Here is a 25,684-nt window from a genome sequence, read left to right as displayed (position 1 = left end):
GGCCTCACCGCCGCGCACACCGCCTGCGCGTCAACATCACCGGCAGTCCCACCGCCAACATCCACGCCGCCGGCATCTCCGGCACGGTGGTCACGCTCAGCAGCCCGTCGCTTGCGAGCTGGCGGGTGTCCCAGGCCAGGCCTGCGGGCAGCGGGGCAGCGTGGCTGTCCAGGGCCAGGAACCGGCCCGTGATGGCGCCGCCGTTGGCGAGGGTGGGAGTGAAGAGCCGGTACTGTTGGCCCACGGCGGGGCGGAAGCCGTCCAGGCCGACGAGTTCGAGGGTGCCGTCCAGGTGCAGTTCCTTGCCCAGGGCCAGTTGGTCGGCCGCGCCGCTCGCGCCCAACTCCAGGCGCAGGCGGCTCGACGCACCCAGGAGCAGCCGCCCTTCGAATTCGAACTTCGCCAGCCCCGCGCCGGTGGCGAAGCTGCCCTGGGCGATCAGGTCGCCCGGGCCGGACAGTTGCGCCGCGGCGTCGACGACCATCGCGCCGGCCACGGTGATGCTCGACACCAGGTCGATGCGGGTCGTGGACCCCGCGGCAAAGGTCGCGTCGCCACCGACCCGCAGGCTGCCCATGCGTTCCAGCGTCAGGCTGCCGCCTTGCTGCAGCGTGGTGGCCGCCCCGGTCCCGCCGTCGAGCTTGATGAGGCCCTGGTTGTCGACGGCGCCGAGCTCGGCGAGACTGGCGAAGCTGGCGCTGCCGCGGTTGACCAGGCCTTCGTACAGGGACAGGTGCTGGTAGGCCCCGCGCACGAAATTGCGCCCGGCGCCGATGCGCAGCGTGTCCAGCGCCACTGCGTTGCCGTTGAGCGCCAGGCTGCCGGACTGCCAGTCCAGCGTGCCGCGCCCGCCGCCGTTGACGACCGAGCCCACCACCGTCAGCGAGCCGCCGTTGACGACCATCTCACCCTCGCCGAGCGTGAGATTGCCGTTCACGTACATCGTGCCGCCGCGGGCCTGCACGTGGGCGCCGTGGTCGAGCATCAGCTGCGTGCCCACGCTGACCTGGCCGCCGCCCTGCACGAACTGCCCGCCGTCCACCGACAGCACGCCCGTCGTGGCGATGCGGCCGGCCGACTGCGAGAGCAGGGCCTGGTCCACCACCGAGACGCTGTACGTCTGTGTGAGCGCATCGCCCACCCTCAGCTCGCTTTGGCCGCCGGCCTGCAGGATCAGGCCCTGCACGGTGGTGCCGCCCTGCAGCGACAGCAGCCCGCGATTGCCCACGGCCATCACGCGGGCGTTCACGGTCGTCCCCTGGTTGAGCACCAGCTGCATGTTGCTGCCCGCGGCCACCGCGACGCGAAGCGTGTCCAGCGTCATGTCGCCATGGGGGAGGAAGCTGCCGCCATCGAGCTGCAGCTCCAGCGGGCTGCTGTTGATCAGCCCCAGTTCGAGGGTGCCCCCGGCGAGCCGGTAGACCGGCAGGTGGTAGTCGCCCGGCGCCTGCCGGCCGCCGAGGCCACCGGTGATGCGGACCTGGCCGCCCGACTGCGTCAGGCTGGCACCGTCCAGCAGCATGTCGCCGACCTGCGCGTCGAGCCCGGCGTGGAAGGTCCAGTACGCGGCGGGGTCGCTGCCACTGATCACGAGCCGGCCCACCTGCTGGATGCTCGGCGTCTTGAGGACGGCCGAGGGGCCGATGCGCACTTCGGACAGGCCCGCGCCACCCACGATGCCGGCCGGCGCGAAGAGTTCGCCGCCCTGGAGGTCCAGCGTGCCCGATCCGCCGCCCAGCTGGCCCAGCATCAGCGGCTGGTTGACCGTGGCCTTGCCGCCCGTCATCGTCCATCGGCCGGTGCCGCCCATGCCCACCACCACGCCCGTCAGGTTGGCCTGCCCGCCGGCCGTCGTCAGCTCGCCGTGGCTGCCCGTCACCTCGGCCAGCGTCAGGCCCTGGCCGGTGGTCAGCGTGCCGCCTTGCTGCGTGTAGCTCGCCCGGCCCAACACGCCCAGGGTCAGCGTGCCGTCGAAGCCAACCTGCTGGCCGGCCGACTGCGCGAAGCTCACCGCTGCCCCGCCGTTGGCGCCGAAGCTGGCGCTGTGCAGGTAGGACTGCGCGCCCAGCGCGAGGCTGCCGCCGTCCCACTCCAGCAGGCTGTTGCCTCGGGCGGAGGTGCTGCCGGTCACCGTCAGGCTGCCCGACTGCAGCTGGTAGCGCGAGATGGCGGCGTCGGTGAGGCCGAGCACCAGGGTGTCGGTGCGGACGGCGGCGCCCTGCTGGCGCACGTTGGCTTCGCCGCGCACTCCGGCGACGAGGGTGGAGGCCGTCACGCTGTAGCCGGCACCCCACACGGCGGTGGCCGAGGAGCCGGCCGATTCGGCCAGCGTCAGGCTGCCCTTGACCGCCAGCTCGCCGCCCCGGCCCGACCAGGTGGCGTTGCCGGCCGAGGCGATGATGGCGGCGTCGGCAAGCAGCCGGCCCGACAGCTGCTCGAAGGTCAGCATGCGGCTGGTGCCGGCGAGCTGCAAGGCGGCCACGGTGGCGTCCGGGCCGGCGAAGGTGACGGTGGTCGAGAAGGCGGCATTGCCCGTGATGAAGGCCGATTCCGCCGGCCCCGGCGCGCCGACGAGTGCCACCGAGTTGGGCTGCGAGGTCCAGCAGGTGTTCCACCACGACGCCGTGTGGCACAGCATGCTCGACCAGTAGCGGTCGGCGCTGGCGGGCAGGGGCGCCGCCAGCGTCGCCAGGCACAGGCTGCCGGCCAGCAGGCGGCGGGCCTTCGGTGCGCAGAAGGGGCTGGGGACGGGGCGGGCTTGGCGCATGGCGGTGATCTCCTGCCCGGCATTGTTCGAGGCCCGCACGCGCCGCGGGGTCATCCAGACGGATGAGTTCGGGAGCATGCGGCGCACCCCCGGCCTCCCGCAGAATCGCCGCATGAACGCCACCCCCTTGCAGGCCGAATGCGTGCGCACGCTGTACGGCGGCGCGCCGCACGCTGTGCTGGGCATGCTCGTAGGCAGCACGGGGTTGGCGGTGCTGCTGGCCAGGCATGTGCCCGCCGCGGCGCTGGGGGGCTGGTGGGCGCTGATGCTGCTTCAGGCCGTGCCGCGTTGGTGGCAGGTGCAGCGGTTCCGCCGGCTCGCGGCCGGGCTGGGCGACGACGGCGTGTTGCGCTGGGGGCGGCGCTTCCTGCTCGCCCATGCGCTGACGGGCCTGTGCTGGGGCAGTGCCGCGTGGTGGCTGCTGCCGGCGGGTCCGCACGAAGCGCAGCTGCTGCTGGTGGTGGCGCTGCAGGTGGTCTGCCTCGTGGTGCTGGTGCAGTCGGCCGCGTGGTTCGCGGCGGCGGCCTGCCTGGTGCTCGCCTGCCAGGCCCTGGTGCTGGCGCGGCTGCTGCTGCACACGGACCCGGCCGTGCATCAGCTGGCCTGGCTCGTGGTCGCCGCCACGCTGGCCATGGGTGTGCTCGGCCGGCGCGTCAGCCAAGTGGTCGTGGCGTCCATCGCACTGCGCTACGAGAACCGGGAGCTGCTCGGGAAGCTGCAGGCCCGCACGCAGGAGGCCGAGCAGGCCAACCTCGCCAAGACGCGCTTCCTGGCCATGGCCAGCCACGACTTGCGCCAACCCCTGCATGCGCTCGGGCTGTTGGTCGGCGCCCTGTCCCACGCCGGGGCCCAGCGTCCGCGGCTGGAAGCGGGCATCGCCAGCGCCGTGGCGTCGCTGCAGTCCCTGCTCGGCGCCTTGCTCGACATCTCCCGGCTCGACGCGCAGGCCGTCCGAGCCCGGCCCCAGCCCGTGGCTCTGCAGCCGCTGTTCGACCGGCTGGGCCTGGAGTTCGCGCCCGTGGCCGACGCACGGGAGCTGCAGCTGCGGGTGAGGCCGACGCCCCTCGTCGTCCATGCCGACCCCGCCCTGCTCGAGCGCATGCTGCGCAACCTGCTGGCCAATGCCCTCAAGTACACGGAGCGCGGCGGCGTGCTGCTGGCCGCGCGCGCCAGGGCCGGCGGCGTGTGCGTGCAGGTGTGGGACACCGGCATCGGCCTGGACGGGGCGGACCAGCAGCGCATCTGGGGCGAGTTCGTGCAGCTCGGCAACCCCGACCACGACCGCGAGCGCGGCCTGGGGCTCGGCCTGTCCATCGTGCAGCGGCTGGCCCGCCTGCAGGGTCAGGGCCTGGCCCTGCGGTCGGTGGCCGGGCGGGGCAGCTGCTTCGCGGTCGAGCTACCGCGCGTGGCGGGCGGGGCCGTGGGGGCTGCCGTCCGGGCCGCGCCGCCGGCCGGGGTGTTCCCGCTGCTCGGGCGGCGCGTGCTGGTGCTGGACGACGAAGCCTCCGTCCGCCACGCCACCCAGGCCCTGCTAGGCGCCTGGGGCGCGCAGGTGGATCTGGCCTCCACGCTCGAACAGGCGCTGGCGGCCGAACGGCCCGACGCCCTGGTCTGCGACGGGCAGCTGGATGCACGCGACGTGGCGGCAGGCGGCAGCCTGGAATTGGGCCCGCTCCTGGGCAGCCTGCGGGGCCGCTTCGGCGCCGACCTGCCGGTACTGGTGATCACGGGCGAGGTGCGTGCGCCCGACGTGGCGCCCGGCTTGCCGGGCGTGACCCGGCTGCACAAGCCGGTGGAGCCGCAGCGGCTGCTGGAGGCGCTTCAGTCGGCCTTCTGAAGCAGCACCACGGCCTCGACGCGGTTGCGTACGCGCAGCGCCCTGAAGACGGCCGCGAGGTGGGTCTTCACCGTGGGCTCCGACAGGCCCAGGATGCGGGCGATGTCCTTGTTGCCGTGGCCCTGGCGCAGGCAGCCGAGCACGTCGCGCTGGCGGGGCGTGAGGGCCTGCAGCAGGTCCTGGCCGCTGGGGGGCCGGGCCAGCATCGGCGGCAGGTAGCTGCCGCCGCTGAGCATGACCCTCAGGGCCGACTCCAGCTGCTCGGCCTGGCTGGACTTGGGGATGAAGCCCGCGGCGCCGGCGTCCATCGCCGCCCGGGCGAGGTCCGGGTCTTCCTGGGCCGACAGGATGGCCACCCGCGCCTCCGGGCATTCGCGCCGCAGCAGGTGGAAGAGGGCGAGGTCGCGGTTGTCGGGCAGGCCCAGGTCCATCAGTACCCAGCCCGGCAGGGGCGGCTCGCGCAAACGCTGCAGGGTCTGCTCGCGGCTGGCTGCCTCGACGATGTCCGCGCGGGGCATGAGCTGCTCGATCAGGGCCCGCGTCGCCTGGCGGATCAGCACATGGTCGTCGACCAGCAGGATCTTCATGGTCGCCAGCATACGCAGCGGCATGCCCGGCAGGGCTCATCCGATGGGATGAGGGGGGCTTCGCCGCCGGCCAAGGGCGGGCGCGCCAGATGCGGATGGACTCGCCCGCGCGCCGGGCCGCACACTGGGCGGCATGCCTGAACCCGCCGCCCCGCATCCCGCCGCCCTCGCCAGCCTCAAGGTCATCGAACTCGGCCAGCTCATCGCCGGCCCCTTCGCCGCCAAGACCCTGGCCGACTTCGGCGCCGACGTCATCAAGATCGAGCCGCCCGGCACCGGCGACCCGCTGCGCCGCTGGCGGCTGTTGCTGGACGGCACCTCGGTGTGGTGGCAGGTGCAGTCGCGCAACAAGCGCTCGCTGGCGCTGGACCTGCGCACCCCCGAGGGGCAGGACGTGGTGCGACGCCTCGCGGCCGAGGCCGACGTGCTGATCGAGAACTTCCGCCCCGGCGCCATGGAGGCCTGGGGCCTGGGGCCGGACGCGCTGCTGGCCGCCAACCCGCGCCTCATCATGCTGCGCGTGAGTGGCTACGGGCAGACAGGCCCCTACCGCGACCGGCCCGGCTTCGGCGTCGTGGCCGAGGCCATGGGCGGGCTGCGCCACCTCACCGCCGAGCCGGGACGCGTGCCGGTGCGCGTGGGCGTGAGCATCGGTGACACGCTGGCCGCGCTGCACGGTGTCATCGGCATCCTGCTGGCCCTGCAGCACCGCCACGCCACCGGCCAGGGCCAGGTCATCGACGTGGCCCTGTACGAGGCCGTCTTCAACTGCATGGAGAGCCTGCTGCCCGAGTACAGCGCCTTCGGCGTGGTGCGCGAGGCCGCGGGCAGCGCCATGCCCGGCATCGCGCCCACCAATGCCTACCGCTGCCAGGACGGCGGCTATGCCCTCATCGCCGGCAACGGCGACAGCATCTTCCGCCGGCTGATGGCGCTGATCGGCCGCGACGACCTCGGCCAGGACCCCGCCCTGGCTGACAACGCCGGGCGCGTGGCCCGCGTGGCCGAGATCGATGCCGCCATCGGCGACTGGGCCGCGCAGCGGCCGGTCGACGCCGTGCTGCGGGCGCTGGACGGGGCCGGCGTGCCGGCCGGCCGCATCTACACCGTCGCCGACATCGCCGCGGACCCGCACTACCAGGCTCGCGGCATGCTGCAGGAAGTGCAACTGCCCGACGGGCGCGCCCTCGCGGTGCCGGGCATCTGCCCCAAGCTCTCGGCCACGCCCGGCGGCCACCGCCGCAATGCGCCCAGCCTCGGGCAGGACTCGGAAGCCGTGCTGCGCGAGCTGGGCCTGAGCGCGGCGCAGATCGCGCAATTGCGGGCGCAGGGCATCGTCCACTGAGCCTTCGGGCGTGGCGGGCCGGCGCAAAATCGGCGCGTGACGACTCCCGCCTGCGCCCTCGGCGCCCCCGCCCTCAGCCTGCGCCACTACGGCCCCTCCCGCGGCAGCCATTCGCACGACCACGCCCAGGTGCTGTGGGCGCTGGACGGTGCGCTGGAGCTGGCGGTGGACGGCCGCGGCCAGCGGCTGGCGGCAGGGCAGGGCCTGTGGATCCCTCCCCAGGCCGTGCACGACTTCGAGGCCCCGCAGGGCAGCCGATGTCTGGTGCTGGACACGGCCGACCCCGCCTGGCTCGACCGCCCACCGAGCCCAACGCATACGCAGCTGGTGGACCACCTGGCCCGCTTCCTGGCCGCGTCGCTGGAGCAGGGCCTGCCGCTGCCCAGGGCGCTGGGTGCGCAGTTGCTGGCCGAGGCCTGGGCGCCAGGTGGCGCCGGCGCGATGCGGCGTGGCGGCCGGGCCATCGACTGGGCGGGCCTGCAGCGCTGGCTGCAGACGCGGCTGGCCGCGCCGCTGACCGTGGCCGACCTGGCGGCCCGCGCCGGCCTGGCCGAGAGCCAGTTCCGCGCGCGCTGCCTCGCGGCCACGGGGCTCACGCCCATGCAATGGCTGCGTGCCCAGCGGCTGGCGCGCGCCCGCGCGCTGCGCGCCAGCGGGCTGCCGGTGGCCCTGGTGGCGCAGCGCGTGGGCTACGACTCGCCCTCGGCGCTCACCGCCGCGCTGCGCCGCGAAGGCCGGCCGCGCGGCGGCTGACCGTCGGCGCGCGACGGTCGGCCGGCGTTGCGCGACGAGGCCGGCCCGAGACTGCCGGCATGCCCACCCGTGCCGACCTGCTCGCCCTTGCCGCCATCGCCCTGTGGGCCAGCCTCGCCGCCCTGGGCGTCACGCTGGCCCACGTGCCGCCCTTCCTGCTGACCGGGCTGGGCCTGCTGGTCGGCAGCCTGCTGGCGCTGCCGCTGTCGCGCTTTCGCCTGCGCGCCTGGGCCGTGCCGCCGGCCACCCTGGCGCTGGGCGTCTACGGCCTCTTCGGCTTTCACCTGCTGCTCTTCAGCGCGCTGCGCACCGCGCCGGCGCTGCAGGTCAACCTCGTCAACTACCTCTGGCCGCTGGGCATGGTGGTCCTGGCGCCGCTGATGCTGCCCGGCCTGCGCTGGCAGGCGGCGCAGCTCGCGGCCGCGCTGCTGGGCTTTGCCGGCGCGGCGGTGGTCATCCTCGGCGGCGCGGGGACGGGCGCGGGAAATGGCCGTGGCGTGCTGGCGGGCGGCTGGCATGCGGGCTATGCCCTGGCCCTGGGGTCGGCCTTCGTGTGGAGCACGTATTCGCTGGCGCTGCGGCGCGTGCCCGCCTTCCCGACGAGCGCCGTGGGCAGCTTCGCGGCGGTGTCGGGCGTGCTGTCGCTGGCCTGCCATGCGGCGTGGGAGCCGGCCGTGCAGTTGAGCCCACGCGACTTGGCCTTGATCGCCGCGCTGGGCCTGGGGCCGCTCGGGGGCGCCTTCTTCCTGTGGGACGCCGCGCTCAAGGCCGGCGATCCCCGGCGCATCGGCCTGCTGGCCTTCCTGACGCCGCTGCTGTCCACCGCCGTCGTGCTGGCGGTGACGGGCCAGGCCCTGTCGACCTCCCTCGTGCTGGGCGGGCTGATGATCGTGGCCGCGGCGGCCTGGGGCAGCCGGGCGACGACGGTTCGCCGTTAGCGCGACACCATGATCCGCAGGCCCAAGCCGATGAAGACCGTGCCGGCCAGCCGGTCCAGCCAGGGGCCGACGGCGGGGCGGCGGTTGAGCCAGGCGCCGACCCGGCCCGAGAACCAGCCCAGCAGCCCGAAGAGCAGGGCGGCCTGGGCGGTGAAGAGCAGGCCCAGCAGCCCCAGCTGCATCGGCACCGGCCCCTGGCCCGCCACGACGAACTGCGGCAGGAAGGCCAGGAAGAAGAGCACCACCTTGGGGTTGATGGCATTGGCCGCCAGCCCCTTGGCGAACAGCCGGCGCAGCGGCGCCGCGCCGCCCGACGCGTCGCCCATGCGCACGCGGCCGGCATGACGCCAGGCCTGCACGCCCATCCACACCAGGTAGAGCCCGCCCGAGAGCTTGAGCAGCGTGAAGGCCAGCGGCGAGGTCGCCACCAGCGCGCTGACGCCCACCACGGCCAGCAGCGTGTGGCTGAGGCAGCCCAGGGCGCATCCCAGGCCGAAGGCCATGCCCGCCCGCCGGCCGCGCGACATGCCCATGCTCAGCACCATCAGGTTGTCGGGCCCCGGCGTGGCCGTGAGCACGGCGGCGGTGGCGAGGAAGGCGAGGGTCTGGGCGAGGCTGAGCACGGGCGTGGGCAGGAGCTGAGGGCGGCGCGGCGATTGTGGACGCGCTTGCAGAACGCAAATATTTCGATGAAAATGGAAATATGGAAGAAACAGACGTCATCCGCAGCCTCGCGGCCTTGGCCCAGCCCTTGCGGCTGCAGGTCTTCCGGGCCCTGGTCGTCGTCGGCGACGCGGGACTGACCCCCGGCGCCATCCACGACGCCCTTGGCGTGCCGCCCGCCACCCTGTCCTTTCACCTGAAGGAACTCGTCAATGCCGGCCTGGTGACGCAGGAGCGCGCCAGCCGCAACCTCATCTACCGCGCCAACTACGAGCGCATGAACGGCCTGCTGGGCTACCTCACCGAGAACTGCTGCCAGGGCGCGGCCTGCGTCAAGAAAGACGCCGGCCGCGCCTGCGGCTGCTGAACCCCATGACCACACACGTCCTCATCCTCTGCACCCACAACTCCGCCCGCAGCGTGCTGGCCGAAGGCATGCTCAACCACTGGGCCCGCAAGCTCGGCTGCGACGTGCAGGCCCACAGCGCCGGCAGCGCCCCCAGCGGACGCGTCAACCCCTTCGCGCTGCAGGCGCTCAACGACGCCGGCATCGACACGAGCGGCTACCGCAGCAAGAGCTGGGACGAGTTCAGCGGGGAGGGCGCGCCGCCGCTGTCCCTCGTCATCACCGTGTGCGACAGCGCCGCCGCCGAGGCCTGCCCCGTGTTCTTCGGCGCGGCCGGCGAGCCGGTCAAGGTGCACTGGGGCTATCCCGATCCCTCCAACGCCGAGGGCGGTGACGAAGGGCGGCGCCGCGCCTTCGAGCTGACGCGGCAGGCCATCGGCTACCGCATGCTGCAGTTGCTGCAGCTGCCGCTGGACACCCTGGGCAAGGCCGAGCTCCAGCAGGCGGCGGCCGGCATCGCCCGGAGCTGACGCGATGACGCCGTTGCGCCCCCTGCTGGCCGAGGCGATCGGCACCGCGCTGCTGCTGGCCGTCGTCATCGGCTCGGGCGTCATGGCCGAGCGCCTGGCGGGGGGCAACGTGGCGCTTGCGCTGCTGGCCAACACCCTCGCCACGGTGGGCGGGCTGTATGTGCTGATCGAAATCTTCGGCCCCGTCAGCGGCGCCCATTTCAATCCGGCCGTCAGCATGGTCATGGCCTGGCGCGGCGAGCTGCGCGCGGCGGCGCTGCCCGGCTACGTCGCCGCTCAGCTGCTGGGCGCCATGCTCGGCGCCTGGCTGGCCCATGCCATGTTCGACATGAGCCTGCTGCAGTTCTCCACCAAGGTCCGTGGCGGCACGGGCCAGTGGATCGCCGAGGGCGTGGCCACCTTCGGCCTGCTGCTGGCCATCCTGCGCGCCCCCGCGGGCCGGGCGTCGGCCATGGTGGCGGCCTACATCGGCGCCGCCTACTGGTTCACCGCCTCCACGTCCTTCGCCAACCCCGCGGCCGTGTTCGGCCGCCTGTTCAGCGACAGCTTCGCCGGCATCGCGCCCGCCAGCGCACCGGCCTTCGTCGTCGCGGAACTGCTGGGTGCGGCCCTGGCCGTGGGGGTCGACCGTGCATTGAAGGAGCAGGCCCGAACATGAACACACCCATCACGTTGCGTCAGGCCGGCGCGTCCGACTGGCCCGCCGTCGAGGCCCTGCTGCGGGCCCACAAGCTGCCCACCGAGGGCGCCCGCGATCACCTCGCCACCTACCTGCTGGCCGTCAGCGGCTGGGAGGTGGTGGGTTGCGCCGGCGCCGAGATCCACGGCAGCGTGGCGCTGCTGCGCTCCGTGGCCGTCGCCCCCGGCCTGGCCGGGCAGGGCATCGGCCGCCTGCTGGTGGAGCGCCTGCTGCAGGAGGCCCGCGCGCGGGACCTCGCGGCGATCTACCTGCTGACCGTCACGGCGCCGGAATACTTCGCCCGGTACGGCTTCAAGCGCATGAAGATCGAGGACGCGCCCCGGGCCCTCAAGGCCTCGGCGGAGTTCCAGGGCGCCTGCCCCGCCTGCGCCGCGCTGATGGCGCTGCCCTTGCGGTCCGCCCCGGCGGCCGAGCCCGGCCTGCCGGTGGCGGTGCTGGGGGCCGGCCCGGTAGGCCTGGCGGCGGTGGCGCAGCTGGTCGAGCGTGGCCTGCCCTTCGTCGTGCTGGAGGCCGGCGAGCAGGTGGGCGCCAACCTGAGCGACTACGCCCACGTGCAGCTGTTCTCGCCGTGGCGGTTCGACGTCGACGCCGCCATGGCGCGGCTGCTGGCGCCCACCGGCTGGTCGCCCCCGCCCGACGCGGAGCTGCCGCGGGCCGGCGAGGTCGTCGAGCGCGTGCTCAAGCCCTTTGCCGCCCTGCCGCAGGTGGCTGCCTCGCTCAAGCTCGGTGCCCGGGTGACGGCCGTCAGCCGCGAGGGGCTGGACAAGGTCAAGACCGCCGGCCGCGAAGCTGCCGCCTTCCTGGTGCGTTATGTGCAGGACGGCCGGGAACAGGAACTGCGCGCCCGCGCCGTCATCGATGCCACCGGCACGTGGAACCAGCCCAATCCCCTCGGCGCCAACGGCCTGAAGGCCCTCGGCGAGGCCGAAGCGGCGGACCGCATCTTCTACGGCATCCCGGACGTGGCCGGTGCCCTGCGCAGCCGCTACGAGGGCAAACGCACGCTGGTCGTGGGCGCCGGCCATTCGGCCGCGAACGCCTTGCTGGCCTTGGCCGAACTGGCGAAGTCGTCGCCGGGCACGCGCCTGGCCTGGGCGGTGCGTTCGCCGGTGCTGCAGCGCGTGTTCGGCGGCGGCAGCGCCGACGCCCTGCCGGCTCGCGGCGCCCTGGGGGCCTCGTTGCGGCGGCTGCGCGACAGCGGCGCGCTGGAGTTCTTCGGCGGCCTGCGCATCGATCGCGTCGAGCGCATGGGCGACCGCTTGCGCGTGAGCGGCCTGGATGCGCAGGGGCAGCCGGTCGCCGTCGAGGACATCGACGAGATCGTCTGCGCCACCGGGCAGAGGCCCGACCTGTCGCTGACCGCCGAACTGCGCCTGAAGCTGGATCCATGGCTGGAGTCGACGGAGGCCCTGGGGCCGCTGGTCGACCCCAACCTGCACAGCTGCGGCACGGTACGCCCCCACGGCCACCGCGAGCTGGCCCATCCAGAGCCCGGGTTCTACACCGTCGGCGTGAAGAGTTATGGGCGCGCGCCCACCTTCCTGATGGCCACCGGCTTCGAGCAGGCCCGCTCGGTCGTCGCGGCGCTGGCCGGCGACCTCGCGGCGGCTGATCGCGTCGAGCTGGAGCTGCCCGAGACCGGCGTGTGCTCCGCCGGTCCGGCCGAGGCGGGCACGGCTTCGGGCTGCTGCGGGCCGGCACCGGCCGTCGCGGCCTTGCCGAAGGTGGTGGCGGCCCCGCGCTGCTGCGGTTGAAGTGATGGGCTCCACCCGGATGCGCGTCGTCGCTTCGCTGGGCGTCGCCCAGACCCTGGCCTGGGCTTCGTCGTATTACCTGCCGGCCCTGCTGGCGCGGCCGACGGCGCGCGAGCTGGGCGTGGCCGAGCCGACGGTGTTCGCCGCCTTCTCGGCGGCCCTCGTCGTGTCGGCCCTGGTGGGGCCGCACTCGGGCCGGCGCATCGACCGCTGGGGCGGCCGGCCCGTGCTGATGGCCACGAGCTGCCTGTTCGCGCTGGGCCTGGCGGCCATGGCGCTGGCCAGCGGGCCCGTGAGCCTGTTTGCCGCCTGGCTGGTGATGGGCGCGGCCATGGGGAGCGGCCTGTACGAGGCGGCGTTCGCGTCGCTGGTGCGCCTGTACGGCCACGAGGCACGCGGCGCCATCACCGGCATCACCCTCATCGCCGGCTTCGCCAGCACGGTGGGCTGGCCGCTGACGGCCGCGCTCGAGCACATCTGGGGCTGGCGCGGCGCCTGCTGGGCCTGGGCAGCGCTGCATCTCGTCGTGGGCCTGCCGTTAAATGCCTGGCTGCCGCGCGCCGGGGCAGCCGCGGAGCCCGCCCGGAGCGAGCTGCCACCGCCCCGGGCGGATGCACCGCCGCCATTGCGGACCGCCGCGCTGCTGGCCTGGGTGTTTGCGGTGACCTGGTTCGTCAGCACCGCCATGGCCGCCCACCTGCCGCGCCTGCTCGACGCCTTGGGCGCCGCGCCGGGGGCGGCGGTGGCCATCGGCGCGCTGGTGGGGCCGGCCCAGGTGGCGGGGCGGCTGCTGGAGTTCGGCGTGCTGCGGCGCCTGCACCCGCTGCACTCGGCCCGGGCGGCGGCCCTCATGCACCCGCTGGGCGCGGCGCTGCTGGCCCTGCTGGGTGCGCCAGCGGCGGCGGCCTTCGCGCTGCTGCACGGTGCCGGCAACGGCATCCTCACCATCGCCAAGGGCACGCTGCCGCTGGCCCTCTTCGGTGCTGCGGGCTACGGGCAGCGCCAGGGGCTGCTGGTGATGCCGGCGCGCCTGGCCCAGGCCCTGGCGCCCTGGCTGTTCGGCCTGCTGCTCGTGCGCTTCGGCGCCGCCGCGCTGTGGTGCTCAGCCGCGCTGTCCCTCAGCGCGCTGGCGGCCCTGGCGTTCATCCGGGTGGGCGGCCGGCACGCCGACGCGCCGCCCGCGGCGGCCTGAGCTCAGTCGCGGAAGCTCGGCGCCGCGCCCTTGCCGGCCATCATGGCCTGGGTGAGGTCCTCGCTCATCAGCATGGCGGCGTTCCAGGTGGCGATGTAGTTGAGGCCGTCGGCCACGGAGTGGTCGCGGGCGTAGTTCAGCTGCTCCTTGGTGCCGCGGATGGACAGCGGCGACTTCGCGGCGATGGCCGCTGCCACCTCGCGCACGCCGGCCTGCAAGGCCTCGCGGCTGTCGAACACGCGGTTGACCAGGCCGATCTCGCGCGCCTCGGCCGCCTCCACGCGACGGCCGGTGTAGGCCAGCTCGCGCACCAGGCCCTGGCTGCCTATGAGCTTGGGCAGGCGCTGCAGCGTGCCGACGTCGGCCACCATGCCGATGTCGATCTCCTTGATGGAGAAGTAGGCGTCGGCGCTGCAGTAGCGCATGTCGGCGCAGCAGACGAGGTCGATGCCGCCGCCCACGCAGGCGCCGTGGATGGCCGCGAGCACCGGCTTGCGGCAGCGCTCCAGGCTGGTGAGGGTGTCCTGCATGTCGAGGATGACGCGGCGCAGGGCCTCGCGGGTGCGGCCGTCGCAGGGGTCCTGGATCTGCGGCGCCAGGCCCATCATCATCGACAGGTCGATGCCGGCCGTGAAGTGGCGGCCTTCGCCCTCCAGCACGGCCACGCGCGCCTCGGGCTGGGCGTCGACCCAGTCGAAGGCGCGGCGGATGTCCTGCCACATCGTGGCGTTCATGGCATTGGCCTTGTCGGGGCGGTTCAGGCGCACGGTGGCGATGCGGTCCTGGACGGAGACGGTGAGGGTGTCGAGCTGCATGGGGTCGGGTCAGCGGGCAGAGGTGTGCTCGCGCAGCCAGCGCGCGAGGGTGGGTTCGTCGGTGTCGCCGGCGGCGACGGCGAGCATGGTCAGGGTGGCGTCCGCCTGGGACGCTGTCAGGCGCCTGCCGTTCAGGAAAAGGAAGAGGCCGATGGCCAGGAATGCGGCGCGCTTGTTGCCGTCGACGAAAGGATGGTTCTTGGCCAGGCCCACGCCGTAGCTGGCGGCGAGGTCGAACACGTCCGGCTCGCCGTAATGCGCGAGGTTGCCGGGGCGGGCGAGGGCGGATTCGAGCAGGCCCTCGTCCCGCAGCCCCGCCGCGCCGCCATGCTCGCGCAGGCTTTCGCCGTGCAGCAGTTCCAGCGCTCGACGATCAATCCAGACCCAGCTCATTTGGCGAGTTGGTGAAAGGTGTCGCGGAATTCGCGCATGAATTCGCGGCCCGCTTCGATCTGCTCTTCGACACTCGGGTCGTAAGGCGTCAGGGTCACGCCGTTGGCGGCCTCGGTCAGGTAGAGCACATCCCCCTTCTCCACCTTCAGCCGCGCCAGCACCTCCTTGGGCAGGATGACGCCGACCGAGTTGCCGATCTGGGTGAGTTTCAGTGCGCTCATGGATTGACTCCGTTATAACGTCTGTAATACTAACCTTCGCCTTCCCCGACCACAAGCGTCCCCCACCGACATGAAACGCCGCAACTTCCTGAGCGCCGCGCCGGCCTTGTCGGCGGCCACGGCCGCCACCGCCGTCATGACCACGCCCGACTTCCGCTGGCCCGAGCTGACGGCCGCCGACGCCCGCCGCGAGATGGCCGAGGGGCGGCTCACGGCGCTGACGCTGACGCAGGGCTACCTGTCCCGCATCGCCGCGGTGGACCGAGACGGCCCGCGGCTGAACAGCATCATCGAGCTCAACCCGGACGCCGAGGCCATCGCCGCCGAGCGCGATGCCGAACGCGCCGCCGGCAAGCTGCGCGGCCCGCTGCATGGCCTGCCGGTGCTGGTCAAGGACAACATCGCCACCCACGACCGCATGGCCACGACGGCCGGCTCCATCGCCCTGGCCGGTGTGCCCGTGCCCCGGGACGCCACGCTGGTGGCGCGGCTGCGCGAGGCCGGTGCCGTGCTGCTGGGCAAGACCAATCTCTCGGAGTGGGCCAACTTCCGCGGCAAGGCCTCGGTCAGCGGCTGGAGCAGCCGCGGCGGCCAGACCCTCAACCCCTATGCGCTCGACCGCACGCCCAGCGGTTCGTCGTCGGGCACCGGCGCGGCCCTGGCCGCCAACCTCGCGCTGCTGGGCGTGGGCACCGAGACCGACGGCTCCATCACCTCGCCGGCGGCCGTGCAGGGCCTGGTGGGCGTGAAGCCGACGCTGGGCCTGGTCTCGCGCCACGGCGTCATCCCCATCGCCTTCTCGCAGGACACGGCCGGCCCCATGTGCCGCACGGTGGCCGACGCGGCCCTGCTGCTCTGGGCCCTGGCCGGCGTCGACCCCGCCGACCCGGTGACGGCCTCGCAGCAGGGGCGTTTCGACCGCGACGCGCTGCTGCAACTGCCCGCCGGGGCGCTCAAGGCCAAGCGCCTGGGCGTGGCCGTCAACCTGGTGGAAGGCCACAACCGCGCGACGGTCGCGCTGTTCGACGCCGCCTGCCAGACGCTCGAGGCCGCCGGCGCGACCCTTGTGCGCGAACCGCTGCCGCAGGTGCCGGCCATGGGTGCGGGCGAACTGGACGTCCTGGTGCACGAGATGGCCGCCGCCATGGCGGGCTACCTGCGCGACTTCGCCCCCACCGGCCCCTTCAAGACCATCGCCGACCTCGTTGCCTTCAACCAGGCCCATCCCGAAACCCTGGCCCTGTTCGGCCAGGAGTGGTTCGAGGCCGCGGCGGCCTCGGTCCAGGCAGGTGGCCTCAAGGCGCCCAAGTACCTGAAGTCGCTCGCCGCAGGCCAGCGGGCCGCGCGCGCCCAGGGCATCGACGCGATGCTGAAGAAGCACCGGCTCGACGCCATCGTCGCGCCCACCTCGGGCCCCGCCTGGCTCATCGACCCCGTCAAGGGCGACCAGGACACCACGCCCTCGGCCACCACGCCGGCCGCCGTGGCCGGCTATCCGCACGTGACCGTGCCCATGGGCCAGGTCAGTGGCCTGCCGGTGGGCCTGTCCTTCTTCGGCACGGCCTGGACCGATGCGCAGTTGCTGGCCCTGGCCGCCGACTACGAGCGCCGTTCGCCCCTGCGCCGCCAGCCGCTTTTCAAGCCCACGGCCGCGGCCTGACCCCGCCGTCGTGCACACTGCCGCCATGATCCACGCCTCTAAACGCATCGTCGGCGGGTCCGGCCTCGCCGCCGTGCTCGTCAAGCGCGCCCCCGTCCTCGAACTCGACTGGGACACGCGCAGCAAGAGCCGCTTCTCCGCCACCGACTCCACCGGCCGCGAGATCGGCGTCGTGCTGCCGCGCGGCACCGCCCTGCGCGGCGGCGACGTGCTCGTCGCCGAGGACGGCACGCTGCTGCGCATCGTCGCGTCGGCCCAGCCCGTCATGCAGGTGCGCCACTGCACCGAGCACGGCTCGCCCTTCGACCTGCTGCGCGCCGCCTACCACCTTGGCAACCGCCACGTGCCGCTGGAGTTGCAAGCCGGGCTGCTGCAGTTCGAGCCCGACCCCGTGCTGGCCGACATGCTGCGCCGGCAGCACCTCGTCGTGACCGAAACCCGGGCCGCCTTCGAGCCCGAGGGCGGTGCCTACGGCGAAGGCGCCGGCCATGGCCATCACCACGGCCACGCCCATGCCGAACCTCCCGCCGGCAAGCCGGTGGCCATCCCGGTCCACGTGCACGGCCCCGGCTGCGGCCATGACCATGGCCACGATCACCCGCACGGCCACGGCCACGACCACGGGCATGGCCATTCCCACTGAGCCCGCCCTGCTGCACCTGCTCTGGCTCGCCTCGCCGGCCCTGCCGGTGGGCGGCTTCAGCTACTCGGAGGGCCTGGAGGCGGCGGTCGAGGCCGGCCTCGTCGACGGCGAGGCCAGTGCCGGGGACTGGCTGCTGAGCCAGCTCGAACTCGTGCAGGCCCGCGCCGAACTGCCGGTGGTCGCGGCAGCCCACGCCGCCGCCCTGGCGCTCGACGGCCCCCGCCTTGCCGAGCTCAACGCCTGGGTGCTGCAGACGCGCGAGACCAGCGAAAGCCTGCAGCAAGCCCGCCAGATGGGCCGCAGCCTGCTCGTCTGGATGCAAGGCCTGGTGCCCGACGCCGCCGTGCTGCCGCTGCTGCAGGCCCTGGCCCCGGCGACGGCCTGGCCCGTCGCCATGGGGGCGGCCGCCGCGGCGCGCGGTGCCGCGCTGGAACCGGCCGTCACCGCCGTCGCCTTCGGCTGGGCCGAGAACCTCATGCAGGCGGCCGTGCGCTGCGTGCCCCTGGGCCAGACGGCCGGGCAGCGGCTGCTGGCACGCCTCGTGCAAGCCATCCCGCAGGCCGTGGCGACGGCGCTGGCCGCGCCCGAACCCCTGGCCTTCGCGCCCCTGCTCGGCATCCATGGCGCCCGCCACGAAACGCAGTACTCCCGACTCTTCCGCTCATGAACATGCACGCCATCCCCCACCGCAGCAAGAAGCTGCCCCCGCTGCGCGTCGGCGTCGGCGGCCCGGTCGGCTCCGGCAAGACCACCCTCGTCGAGATGCTCTGCAAGACGATGCGCGAGCGCTGGGACCTCGTCGTCGTCACCAACGACATCTACACCAAGGAAGACCAGCGCCTGCTGACCGTGGCCGGCGCGCTCGAGCCCGAGCGCATCATGGGCGTGGAGACCGGCGGCTGCCCCCACACCGCCATCCGCGAGGACTGCTCCATCAACCTCGAGGCCGTGGACCGCATGCTGGAGAAGTTCCCCGACGCCGACATCGTCTTCGTCGAGAGCGGCGGCGACAACCTCGCCGCCACCTTCAGCCCCGAGCTGTCGGACCTCACCATCTACGTCATCGACGTGGCGGCCGGCGAGAAGATCCCCCGCAAGGGCGGCCCCGGCATCACCAAGAGCGACCTCTTCGTCATCAACAAGACCGACCTGGCGCCCCACGTGGGCGCCGACCTCGACGTGATGCGCAGCGACACCGCCCGCATGCGCCCGACCAAGCCCTGGGTCATGACCAACCTCAAGACCCGCGAGGGCCTGGACGAGGTGGTGCGCTTCATCGAGACGCGGGGCCTGCTCGTTGGCTGACGCCATTCGCTGGCCGGCGCGGCTGGCCCTCAGGGCCGAGCGCGATGCCGGCGGCGCGACCCGCGTGCAGGCGCGCCACGACGGGCCGCTGCGGCTGCTCAAGACGCTGTACCCGGAGGGCGGGGCGGTCGCGCATGCCGTGCTCGTGCATCCCCCCGGCGGGCTCGTCGGCGGCGACCGCCTCGACGTCGATCTCGACGTGCAGCCCGGCGCCCACCTGCTCGTGACGACGCCGGCTGCCACGCGCTTCTACCGCTCCACCGCGGGCGAGGCCACCCAGGCCGTGCGTGCGCGCGTGGGCACCGGCGCCCGCCTCGAATGGCTGCCCCAGGAGACCCTGGCCTACCCGGGCTGTCTGGCGCACAACGAGGTGAGGCTCGGCCTGGCGCCGGGCGGCAGCCTTTTCGCCACCGAGGTGCTGGGCCTGGGCCTGCCGGCCGCGGGCCAGCCCTTCGACGCGGGGCGGCTGCTGCAGCATCTGGAGATCGAGGGCCTGTGGCTGGACCGCGGCCGGCTCGACGCCGCGGACCGGGCCCTGCTCGACGGCCCCTGCGGCCTCGCGGGCCGGCGCGTGCTCGGCACCCTGGTCTATGCCCAGACCGAGGCGCTGCCCGACGCCGAGGTGCTGCTGGCCGACAGCCGGGCGCTGCCAGCCCTGGCGCCGATGTCGGGCGTGACCCATCTCGCCAGCCCGGCCGGGGCGCTGCTGCTGGCCCGCGTGGCCGGCGACGACATCGAGACCGTGACCCTTGCGCTGCGCCAGCTCAGGGTCTTGTGGCGTGAACGGCTGTGGGCCCTGCCGGCCTGTGCGCCGCGCATCTGGGCGACCTGATCAGGCGTAGCGCGTCGCGCGGCCCTCGCGCACGAAGGCCCAGAGCTGCAGGCCCAGGCGCTCGGCCGTGGCGACGGCCAGGCTGCTGGGCGCCGACACGCAGGCCAGCAGGCCGATGCCAGCCATCGCCGACTTGTGCACCAGCTCGTGGCTCGCGCGGCTGGACATGGCGACGAAGCCCGGCTCATGCGCTCCGCGGCGCACCGCCTCGCGGGCACGGGCGCCGATGAGCTTGTCCAGGGCGTTATGCCGGCCGACGTCCTCGCGCGCCAGGCGCAGCGTGCCGTCGGGCGCGCACCAGGCGGCGCCGTGCAGGCCGCCGCAGCGGGCGTTCAGGACCTGGGCTCGCGGCAGGGCGGCCATGGCACGGCCGAGGGCACCCGGGGCCAGCGCGGGTGCCTGCACCGGCGGCGGCTGCAGGGCGGAAAAATCGGCCAGGCTCTCCAGGCCGCACAGTCCGCAGCCGGTACGGCCGGCCAACTGGCGGCGGCGCAGCTTCAGGCCCTGCTCGCGGGCGGCGGTCAACGTCAGGGCCAGCTCGATGCCGTCGGCGCGGGCCTCGACCTCGAGGTCGACCAGCTCGTGGGGCTGCGTGATCCAGCCCTCGGCCAGCGCAAAGCCGAGGGCGAAGTCCTCCAGGTCGGCCGGCGACGCCAGCATGACGGCCTGGGACACGCCGTTGACGGTCAACGCGACGGGCAGTTCGACGGCGACTTCCTCGTCGGCGGCAGCGCCCACCGGACGCAGCTTGAGCAGGGCCTCGGTCACGGCAGAAGCGGGGTGCGGTACATGGCCGCGGATGATAGGAGCTGGCCCGCACCTCGCGAGCCATGAGGCCATGGCATGACAACGGCGGGCGCCGCTGCGGCGCCCCTCCTCGGGGCGGCTGGGCGATGATGGCGCCCCAACTTGGACTGCTCCGGGATCGCTCCGTGTACCTGCCCGCCCACTTCAAATCGGTCGATTACGACCTCGCCCTGCGCCTGATCGCCGAGCAGCCGCTGGCACTGCTGATCGGCCCCGACGCCCAGGGCGAGAGCTTCGGCACCCATGTGCCGCTGGTGGCCCTGCCGGGCGAGGGCCTGGTGCTGGAGGGGCACATGGCGCGCGCCAACCCGCACTGGGGATGGCTGTCGGCCCAGCGGCGCGTGCTGGCCGTCTTCAGCGGGCCCGATGCCTACGTGAGCCCGAGCCACTACGACTCGGTGAAGAACGTGCCCACCTGGAACTACGCGGCCCTGCATGCTTACGGCGAGGTCGAGCTGATCGACGGCGGCCCCGACAAGGACGCGCTGCTCAAGCGCCTGATCGGCCGCTTCGAGCCTGACTATGCCGAGCAGTGGCGCGGCCTGCCGGAGGACTACCAGCACAAGCTGCTCGGCGCCATCGTCGGCTTTCGCATCCGCGTGACGCGCTGGGAGCTCAAGCTCAAGATGAGCCAGAACCGCGCCGCCGTGGAGCGCCAGCGCATCCGCGAGGCCCTGGCGGCCTCAGACCGCGCCGCCGACCGCGACACGGCCGAGTGGATGGCCCGGCTGGAGGGCTGATCAGCCTTCCACCGTCTCGCCCAGGGCCCGCCGCAGGGCCATGGCTGCATGCGGCGCGCGCTCCTTGGCGCCGCTGATGAAGTAGACGAAGACGTCTCGCGGGCCGCTGGCCTGGGCGGGTGCCGGCTCGATGCGCGGCAGGCCCTCGGGTTCGCCGCCCTCGGCCCAGGCCCGGGCCGACGCGGCCAACTGCGGGAAGACCTCGGGCTTGCAGCCCAGCGGCTCGTCGCCGTGGGTGCGCATGATGCGGGTGTAGACGAAGTCGCCGGTCGCTTCGGCGATGGCGGGGTAGTCGTCCGATTCGGTGAACACCGTCGCGGCCTTGTAGCGGCGGGCCAGGGCCAGGTACTCCGGGCACTGGAAGCTGGCGTGGCGCACGTCCAGGGCGTGGCGCAGCTTCAGGCCGCCGACCTCGGCGGGCAGCAGGTCCAGGAAGGCGCGCAGGTCGGCCGCGTCGAAGCGGTGCGTCGGCGCCAGCTGCCAGACGATGGGGCCGAGCTTGTCGCCCAGCTCGGCGATGCCGCTGTCGACGAAGCGGCGGATGGAGTCGGCGCCGTCGGCCAGCACGCGGCGCTGCGTGGCGAAGCGGATGGCCTTGAGCGAGAAGACGAAGCCCTCGGGCGTCTCCTGCCGCCACTTGGCGAAGGTGGCGGGCTTCTGGGCGCCGTAATAGGTGCTGTTGATCTCGATGGCCGTGAGGCGCCGGCTGGCGTACTCCAGCTCGCGCGCCTGCGGCCAGCCCTTGGGATAGAAGTTGTCCCGCCAGGGCTCGAAGTTCCAGCCGCCGATGCCGACCCTGATCTTTCCTGCGCTCACGGTGCCTCCGCCGATGACTGGATGGAAATCCAGTCTATCGGTCAGTGCGATGGCGAGGCAAGCGCGCTTACATGCCGGCGTAGTTCGGCCCGCCGCCACCCTCGGGCGTGACCCAGACGATGTTCTGCGTCGGGTCCTTGATGTCGCAGGTCTTGCAGTGCACGCAGTTCTGGGCGTTGATCTGCAGGCGCTCGCCGCCCTCGGCCGGCACGAATTCGTAGACGCCCGCCGGGCAGTAGCGGCTCTCGGGGCCGGCGTACTTCGCGAGGTTGACCTGCACCGGCACCGCGTCGCTCTTGAGCGTCAGGTGCGAGGGCTGGTTCTCCTCGTGGTTGGTATTGGAGATGAAGACCGAGGACAGGCGGTCGAAGCTCAGCTTGCCGTCGGGCTTGGGGTAGGCGATGGGCTGGCACTCGGCCGCAGGACGCAGGGCGGTGTGGTCGGCCTTGTGGTTGTGCAGCGTCCACGGCGGGTTGGCGACGCCCAGCTTGGGCAGCAGCCATTGCTCGATGCCGGTCATCAGCTGGCCGGTGGTCTTGCCCTTCTTGAACCAGAGCTTGAAGTTGCGCGTCTGCTGCAGCTCCTCGTTCAGCCAGCTCTTCTCGAAGGCCTCGGGGTAGGCGGTGAGCTCGTCCTGCGCACGGCCAGCTTCCAGCGCCGGAGCCAGGGCCTCGGCGCAGAGCATGCCGCTCTTGATGGCCGCATGGCTGCCCTTGATGCGGGCGGCGTTGAGGTAGCCGGCGTCGCAGCCCACGAGGGCGCCGCCCGGGAAGACGGTCTTGGGCAGGGCCTGGGGCGTGCCGTTGTTGATGGCGCGGGCGCCGTAGCCGATGCGCTTGCCGCCCTCGATGTGGGCGCGGATGGCCGGGTGGGTCTTCCAGCGCTGCATCTCCTCGAAGGGGCTGAGGAAGGGGTTGTCGTAGTCCAGGCCGATGACGAAGCCCAGGGTCACCTTGTTGTCGGCCAGGTGGTAGAGGAAGCCGCCGCCGAAGGTGTCGCCCTGCATGGGCCAGCCGGCCGTGTGCACCACCTTGCCGGGCTGGGCCTTGTCCGCCGGGATCTCCCACAGTTCCTTGACGCCGATGGCGAAGGTCTGGGTGTCGCGGCCCTCGGCGAGGCGGTACCTGGCCAGCAGCTGCTTGCCGAGGTGCCCGCGGGCACCTTCGGCAAAGATGGTGTACTTGCCGAGCAGCTCCATGCCGAGCTGGAAGTGGTCGGTCGGCTCGCCGTCCTTGCCCAGGCCCATGTTGCCGGTGGCCACGCCCTTGACGCGGCCTTGCTCGTCGTAGAGCACCTCGGCCGCGGCGAAGCCCGGGAAGATCTCGACGCCCAGGGCCTCGGCCTGGCCGGCCATCCACTTGACCACGTCGGACAGGCTCACGACGTAGCAGCCGTGGTTGTGGAAGTTGCGCGGCACCAGCCAGTCGGGCGTGCGCTTGCTGTCGCCTTCGCCCAGGAAGAGCACGTCGTCGCCCGTGACGGGCTGGTTGAGCGGCGCGCCGAGTTCCTTCCAGTCTGGCAGCAGCTCGGTCAGGGCGCGCGGGTCCATCACGGCGCCCGACAGGATGTGGGCGCCGGGCTCCGAGCCCTTCTCGAGCACGACGACGCTGGCATCGGGCCTGAGCTGCTTGAGCCGGATGGCCGTGGCCAACCCCGCCGGACCGCCGCCGACGATGACCACGTCGTATTCCATGGACTCGCGGGGGCCGAACTGGGCGAGGATTTCTTCGGGCGTCATGCAGGTCTCCGGCATAGTGAATTGCGCGCGATTCTAGAGAGGCTGGGCCACGAATCGAACGATCGTGCTTTTTTAGTGCCCAGGCTCTAGCCCGGTAGGATCGCTGCAATCCATCCACAAGGCAGTCCCATGAGTTACTCCATCAACCTCGAGGGCCGCGTGGCCCTGATCACCGGCGCGTCCAGCGGCCTGGGCGAGCAGTTCGCCAAGACCCTGGCCCAGGCCGGCGCCTGCGTCGTGCTGGCGGGCCGCCGCGTCGAACGCCTGAAGGACCTGCGCGCGGAGATCGAGGGGCAGGGCGGCGATGCCCACGTCGTGCAGCTGGACGTCACCGACGTGGCGAGCATCAAGGCGGCCGTCGCGCATGCGGAGACCGAGGTCGGCACGCTGGACATCCTGATCAACAACTCCGGCGTCAGCACGACGCAGCGCCTCACCGACGTCACCGAGAACGACTACGACTACGTGATGGACACCAACACCCGCGGCGCCTTCTTCGTCGCGCAGGAGGTGGGCAAGCGCATGCTGGCGCGGGCGCGCGGCGCGGCGCCGGGCACCTTCATCGGCGGGCGCATCGTCAACATCGCCTCGATGGCGGGGCTGCGCGTGCTCGGCCAGATCGGGGTCTACGCGATGAGCAAGGCCGCCGTCATCCACATGACGCGCGCCATGGCGCTGGAGTGGGGCAAATACGGCATCAACGTCAACGCCATCTGCCCGGGCTACATCGACACCGAGATCAACCATCACCACTGGGGCACCGAGCAGGGCAGGAAGCTCGTCGAGCTGCTGCCGAGGAAGCGTGTCGGCCAGCCCAAGGACCTGGACACCGCGCTGCTGATGCTCTGTGCCAACGAAAGCCACTTCATCAACGGCGCCGTCATCCAGGCCGACGACGGCTTCGGCGTCTGACCGGCGATGCTGAAGCGAGACCTGACCCCGCTGGAGGCGCGCGTCCTGGCCGTCCTCGTCGAGAAGGAAAGCACGGTGCCCGACAGCTATCCGCTGTCGGCCAATGCGCTGACCGCCGGCTGCAACCAGAAGACCGCCCGTGATCCGGTGATGGACGTGTCCGAGGCCGAGGTGCTGGCGGCCGTGGAGGAGCTGAAGTCCCTCAGCCTGGTGAACACGGTGAGCGGCAGCCGCGTGGTGCGCTACGAGCACAACTTCGCGCGCGCCGCCGGCGTGCCGGGCGCGGCCGCGGCCCTGCTCACGCAACTGATGCTGCGCGGCCCGCAGACGGCCGCCGAACTGCGGCAGAACACCGAGCGCCTGCACCGCTTCGCCGACGTGTCGTCGGTCGAGGGCTTCCTGGACGAGCTGGCGCAGCGCGAGCCGCCGTTCGCCGTCAAGCTGCCCAAGGCGCCCGGGGCGCGTGAAGCGCGCTGGGCCCACCTGCTGTGCGGGCCGGTGTCGTCCGTCGAGCAGGCCAGCGCCGCGGCGGTGCCGCGCGACGAGGAGCTGGCCCTGCACAAGGCCGAGCTGGCGGCCCTGAAGGCCGAGGTGGCGTCGCTGCGCCAGCTCGTCGAGCGCATGGCCGCGGAACTGGGCATGGCGCCATGAGATACGCCGTCCCTGCCGACAAGAAGCTCACCTACGAGTGCCGCATCCCCATGCGCTGGGGCGACATGGATGCGATGGGCCACATCAACAACACGCTCTACTTCCGCTACCTGGAGATCGCGCGCGTCGACTGGCTCGCCAGCATCGGCGCGCCGCCCAACCCGGGCGGGCAGGGGCCGGTCATCGTCAACGCCTTCTGCAACTTCTATCGCCAGCTGAAGGCGCCCGGCGAGGTGCTGGCACGGCACTACGTCAGCGACCCGGGCCGCACCAGCTTCGAGACCTGGATCACGCTGGAGCGCACGGACGAGCCCGATGTCATCTACGCCGAGGGCGGCGCGACGACGCTGTGGTTCGACGCGGCGACCGACAAGGCCATCGCCTTGCCGGACTGGGTGCGGGAGATCGTCGCTTGATCAGCGGAAGGTGTACTTGGCGCTGACAAGCGAACCCAGCGCCAAAGCACGCTTGGCCTGGACAAGGTACACGATGGCAAGTGACCCCCGCAGCTTTGCGTGGTCGATACCAGAGCGCGCGCTGCCACGGACACGCTTCGAAGCAGTGTGTCCATCCAAGCGAGATTTCTAACGGCGCGGGTAATCACTGCGAGATGTCACCGTCGTCAATAGATATTGGTCTGGTATTAATTACCAGTTCTTGGGCGCGAGGGTGGCCTGGGTTGGTCTAGCATCACTTGGCCTAGAAATAGGCAGTTTGTTTGACTATATTGGGAGAGTAA

Annotated in this window: 27 protein-coding genes; 18 read left to right on the top strand and 9 right to left on the bottom strand. The window is 72.7% G+C overall.

Features of this window, described 5'->3' with window-relative positions:
• Positions 1–4: 4 nt before the first annotated feature.
• Positions 5–2,767 (bottom strand): hypothetical protein, encoded by a 2,763-nt coding sequence (locus LXT12_RS00195; RefSeq protein ID WP_233388298.1) that lies wholly within the window; start codon positions 2,765–2,767, stop codon positions 5–7.
• Between the two features lie 112 nt (positions 2,768–2,879).
• Here LXT12_RS00195 and LXT12_RS00190 point away from each other — a divergent pair, with 112 nt between their 5' ends.
• Positions 2,880–4,604: an ATP-binding response regulator gene (locus LXT12_RS00190; protein WP_233388296.1), complete on the top strand. Its 1,725-nt coding sequence runs from the start codon at positions 2,880–2,882 to the stop codon at positions 4,602–4,604.
• On the opposite strand, the gene LXT12_RS00185 is transcribed toward LXT12_RS00190, so the two are convergent.
• Positions 4,589–5,215 (bottom strand): response regulator transcription factor, encoded by a 627-nt coding sequence (locus LXT12_RS00185; RefSeq protein ID WP_233388294.1) that lies wholly within the window; start codon positions 5,213–5,215, stop codon positions 4,589–4,591. The genes LXT12_RS00190 and LXT12_RS00185 overlap by 16 nt on opposite strands.
• 109 nt (positions 5,216–5,324) lie before the next feature.
• Between LXT12_RS00185 and LXT12_RS00180 the strand changes: the two genes are divergently transcribed.
• The 3 genes from LXT12_RS00180 to LXT12_RS00170 are packed head-to-tail and all read left to right on the top strand — an operon-like array spanning position 5,325 to position 8,227.
• On the top strand, positions 5,325–6,536 hold the full coding sequence (locus tag LXT12_RS00180; RefSeq protein ID WP_233388292.1) for a CaiB/BaiF CoA transferase family protein: 1,212 nt from the start codon (positions 5,325–5,327) through the stop codon (positions 6,534–6,536).
• A gap of 36 nt (positions 6,537–6,572) precedes the next feature.
• Complete coding sequence (locus LXT12_RS00175) at positions 6,573–7,289, top strand: helix-turn-helix domain-containing protein (RefSeq protein WP_233388290.1); 717 nt, start codon at positions 6,573–6,575, stop codon at positions 7,287–7,289.
• Between the two features lie 59 nt (positions 7,290–7,348).
• On the top strand, positions 7,349–8,227 hold the full coding sequence (locus LXT12_RS00170; RefSeq protein WP_233388288.1) for a DMT family transporter: 879 nt from the start codon (positions 7,349–7,351) through the stop codon (positions 8,225–8,227).
• Here the strand turns inward: LXT12_RS00170 and LXT12_RS00165 are convergent.
• Positions 8,224–8,850 (bottom strand): LysE family translocator, encoded by a 627-nt coding sequence (locus LXT12_RS00165; RefSeq protein ID WP_233388286.1) that lies wholly within the window; start codon positions 8,848–8,850, stop codon positions 8,224–8,226. The two genes, LXT12_RS00170 and LXT12_RS00165, sit on opposite strands and share 4 nt — an antisense overlap.
• Positions 8,851–8,930: 80 nt before the next feature.
• Here LXT12_RS00165 and LXT12_RS00160 point away from each other — a divergent pair, with 80 nt between their 5' ends.
• From LXT12_RS00160 to LXT12_RS00140, 5 genes are read left to right on the top strand one after another with little or no spacing between them, the layout of a single operon-like run.
• Positions 8,931–9,257, top strand: coding sequence for an ArsR/SmtB family transcription factor (locus LXT12_RS00160; protein WP_233388285.1), 327 nt, complete (start codon positions 8,931–8,933; stop codon positions 9,255–9,257).
• Positions 9,258–9,262: 5 nt separating this feature from the next.
• On the top strand, positions 9,263–9,766 hold the full coding sequence (locus tag LXT12_RS00155) for an arsenate reductase ArsC (RefSeq protein WP_233388282.1): 504 nt from the start codon (positions 9,263–9,265) through the stop codon (positions 9,764–9,766).
• Between the two features lie 4 nt (positions 9,767–9,770).
• Positions 9,771–10,424, top strand: coding sequence for an aquaporin (locus LXT12_RS00150; RefSeq protein WP_233388280.1), 654 nt, complete (start codon positions 9,771–9,773; stop codon positions 10,422–10,424).
• Positions 10,421–12,220, top strand: coding sequence for an arsenic resistance N-acetyltransferase ArsN2 (gene arsN2, locus LXT12_RS00145; RefSeq protein ID WP_233388278.1), 1,800 nt, complete (start codon positions 10,421–10,423; stop codon positions 12,218–12,220). The genes LXT12_RS00150 and arsN2 overlap by 4 nt, the downstream gene beginning before the upstream one ends.
• 4 nt (positions 12,221–12,224) lie before the next feature.
• The gene (locus LXT12_RS00140; protein WP_233388275.1) at positions 12,225–13,412 is read left to right on the top strand and encodes an MFS transporter; all 1,188 of its coding nucleotides are present in this window, start codon (positions 12,225–12,227) and stop codon (positions 13,410–13,412) included.
• A gap of 2 nt (positions 13,413–13,414) precedes the next feature.
• Here LXT12_RS00140 and LXT12_RS00135 read toward each other — a convergent pair whose 3' ends face one another.
• The 3 genes from LXT12_RS00135 to LXT12_RS00125 are packed head-to-tail and all read right to left on the bottom strand — an operon-like array spanning position 13,415 to position 14,841.
• Positions 13,415–14,227 (bottom strand): crotonase/enoyl-CoA hydratase family protein, encoded by an 813-nt coding sequence (locus LXT12_RS00135; RefSeq protein ID WP_233388274.1) that lies wholly within the window; start codon positions 14,225–14,227, stop codon positions 13,415–13,417.
• A 9-nt stretch (positions 14,228–14,236) separates the two neighbouring features.
• A complete protein-coding gene (locus tag LXT12_RS00130) occupies positions 14,237–14,620 on the bottom strand; it encodes a type II toxin-antitoxin system death-on-curing family toxin (RefSeq protein WP_233388272.1) in 384 nt (127 codons plus the stop codon).
• Complete coding sequence (locus LXT12_RS00125; RefSeq protein WP_233388270.1) at positions 14,617–14,841, bottom strand: AbrB/MazE/SpoVT family DNA-binding domain-containing protein; 225 nt, start codon at positions 14,839–14,841, stop codon at positions 14,617–14,619. Before LXT12_RS00125 ends, LXT12_RS00130 begins: the two co-directional genes overlap by 4 nt.
• A gap of 70 nt (positions 14,842–14,911) precedes the next feature.
• On the opposite strand from LXT12_RS00125, the gene LXT12_RS00120 reads away from it, so the two are divergent.
• Genes LXT12_RS00120 through LXT12_RS00100 form a run of 5 tightly spaced genes read left to right on the top strand, consistent with a single transcriptional unit; the run spans position 14,912 to position 19,281 of the window.
• On the top strand, positions 14,912–16,501 hold the full coding sequence (locus tag LXT12_RS00120) for an amidase (RefSeq protein ID WP_233388269.1): 1,590 nt from the start codon (positions 14,912–14,914) through the stop codon (positions 16,499–16,501).
• A gap of 25 nt (positions 16,502–16,526) precedes the next feature.
• On the top strand, positions 16,527–17,144 hold the full coding sequence (gene ureE, locus LXT12_RS00115) for an urease accessory protein UreE (RefSeq protein ID WP_233388267.1): 618 nt from the start codon (positions 16,527–16,529) through the stop codon (positions 17,142–17,144).
• Positions 17,086–17,811: an urease accessory protein UreF gene (locus LXT12_RS00110; RefSeq protein WP_233388265.1), complete on the top strand. Its 726-nt coding sequence runs from the start codon at positions 17,086–17,088 to the stop codon at positions 17,809–17,811. Before ureE ends, LXT12_RS00110 begins: the two co-directional genes overlap by 59 nt.
• Complete coding sequence (ureG, locus tag LXT12_RS00105) at positions 17,808–18,449, top strand: urease accessory protein UreG (protein ID WP_233388263.1); 642 nt, start codon at positions 17,808–17,810, stop codon at positions 18,447–18,449. Before LXT12_RS00110 ends, ureG begins: the two co-directional genes overlap by 4 nt.
• Entirely contained in the window at positions 18,442–19,281 is an 840-nt protein-coding gene (locus tag LXT12_RS00100) for an urease accessory protein UreD (protein ID WP_233388262.1), read from the top strand. The genes ureG and LXT12_RS00100 overlap by 8 nt, the downstream gene beginning before the upstream one ends.
• On the opposite strand, the gene fdhD is transcribed toward LXT12_RS00100, so the two are convergent.
• Positions 19,282–20,049, bottom strand: coding sequence for a formate dehydrogenase accessory sulfurtransferase FdhD (fdhD, locus tag LXT12_RS00095; protein ID WP_233388260.1), 768 nt, complete (start codon positions 20,047–20,049; stop codon positions 19,282–19,284). It abuts the gene before it with no gap.
• Between the two features lie 164 nt (positions 20,050–20,213).
• Between fdhD and LXT12_RS00090 the strand changes: the two genes are divergently transcribed.
• Positions 20,214–20,828: an FMN-binding negative transcriptional regulator gene (locus tag LXT12_RS00090; RefSeq protein ID WP_233388258.1), complete on the top strand. Its 615-nt coding sequence runs from the start codon at positions 20,214–20,216 to the stop codon at positions 20,826–20,828.
• Here the strand turns inward: LXT12_RS00090 and LXT12_RS00085 are convergent, their stop codons facing one another.
• Both LXT12_RS00085 and LXT12_RS00080 read right to left on the bottom strand, forming a co-directional pair.
• The gene (locus tag LXT12_RS00085; protein ID WP_233389653.1) at positions 20,829–21,677 is read right to left on the bottom strand and encodes a DUF72 domain-containing protein; all 849 of its coding nucleotides are present in this window, start codon (positions 21,675–21,677) and stop codon (positions 20,829–20,831) included.
• Positions 21,678–21,711: 34 nt separating this feature from the next.
• A complete protein-coding gene (locus LXT12_RS00080) occupies positions 21,712–23,382 on the bottom strand; it encodes an electron transfer flavoprotein-ubiquinone oxidoreductase (protein WP_233388255.1) in 1,671 nt (556 codons plus the stop codon).
• Between the two features lie 129 nt (positions 23,383–23,511).
• Between LXT12_RS00080 and LXT12_RS00075 the strand changes: the two genes are divergently transcribed.
• The 3 genes from LXT12_RS00075 to LXT12_RS00065 are packed head-to-tail and all read left to right on the top strand — an operon-like array spanning position 23,512 to position 25,361.
• The gene (locus LXT12_RS00075) at positions 23,512–24,294 is read left to right on the top strand and encodes an SDR family oxidoreductase (RefSeq protein WP_233388254.1); all 783 of its coding nucleotides are present in this window, start codon (positions 23,512–23,514) and stop codon (positions 24,292–24,294) included.
• Positions 24,295–24,300: 6 nt separating this feature from the next.
• Entirely contained in the window at positions 24,301–24,945 is a 645-nt protein-coding gene (locus tag LXT12_RS00070) for a YceH family protein (RefSeq protein ID WP_233388251.1), read from the top strand.
• On the top strand, positions 24,942–25,361 hold the full coding sequence (locus tag LXT12_RS00065) for an acyl-CoA thioesterase (RefSeq protein WP_233388250.1): 420 nt from the start codon (positions 24,942–24,944) through the stop codon (positions 25,359–25,361). The genes LXT12_RS00070 and LXT12_RS00065 overlap by 4 nt, the downstream gene beginning before the upstream one ends.
• Positions 25,362–25,684: the final 323 nt, after the last annotated feature.

It is taken from the genome of Pelomonas caseinilytica, assembly GCF_021353235.1.
In the GTDB taxonomy this organism is placed as follows: Bacteria; Pseudomonadota; Gammaproteobacteria; order Burkholderiales; family Burkholderiaceae_C; genus Pelomonas; species Pelomonas caseinilytica.
Note: the sequence above shows the minus strand (reverse complement) of the source record. Positions and strands in the feature narration are given on the sequence as shown.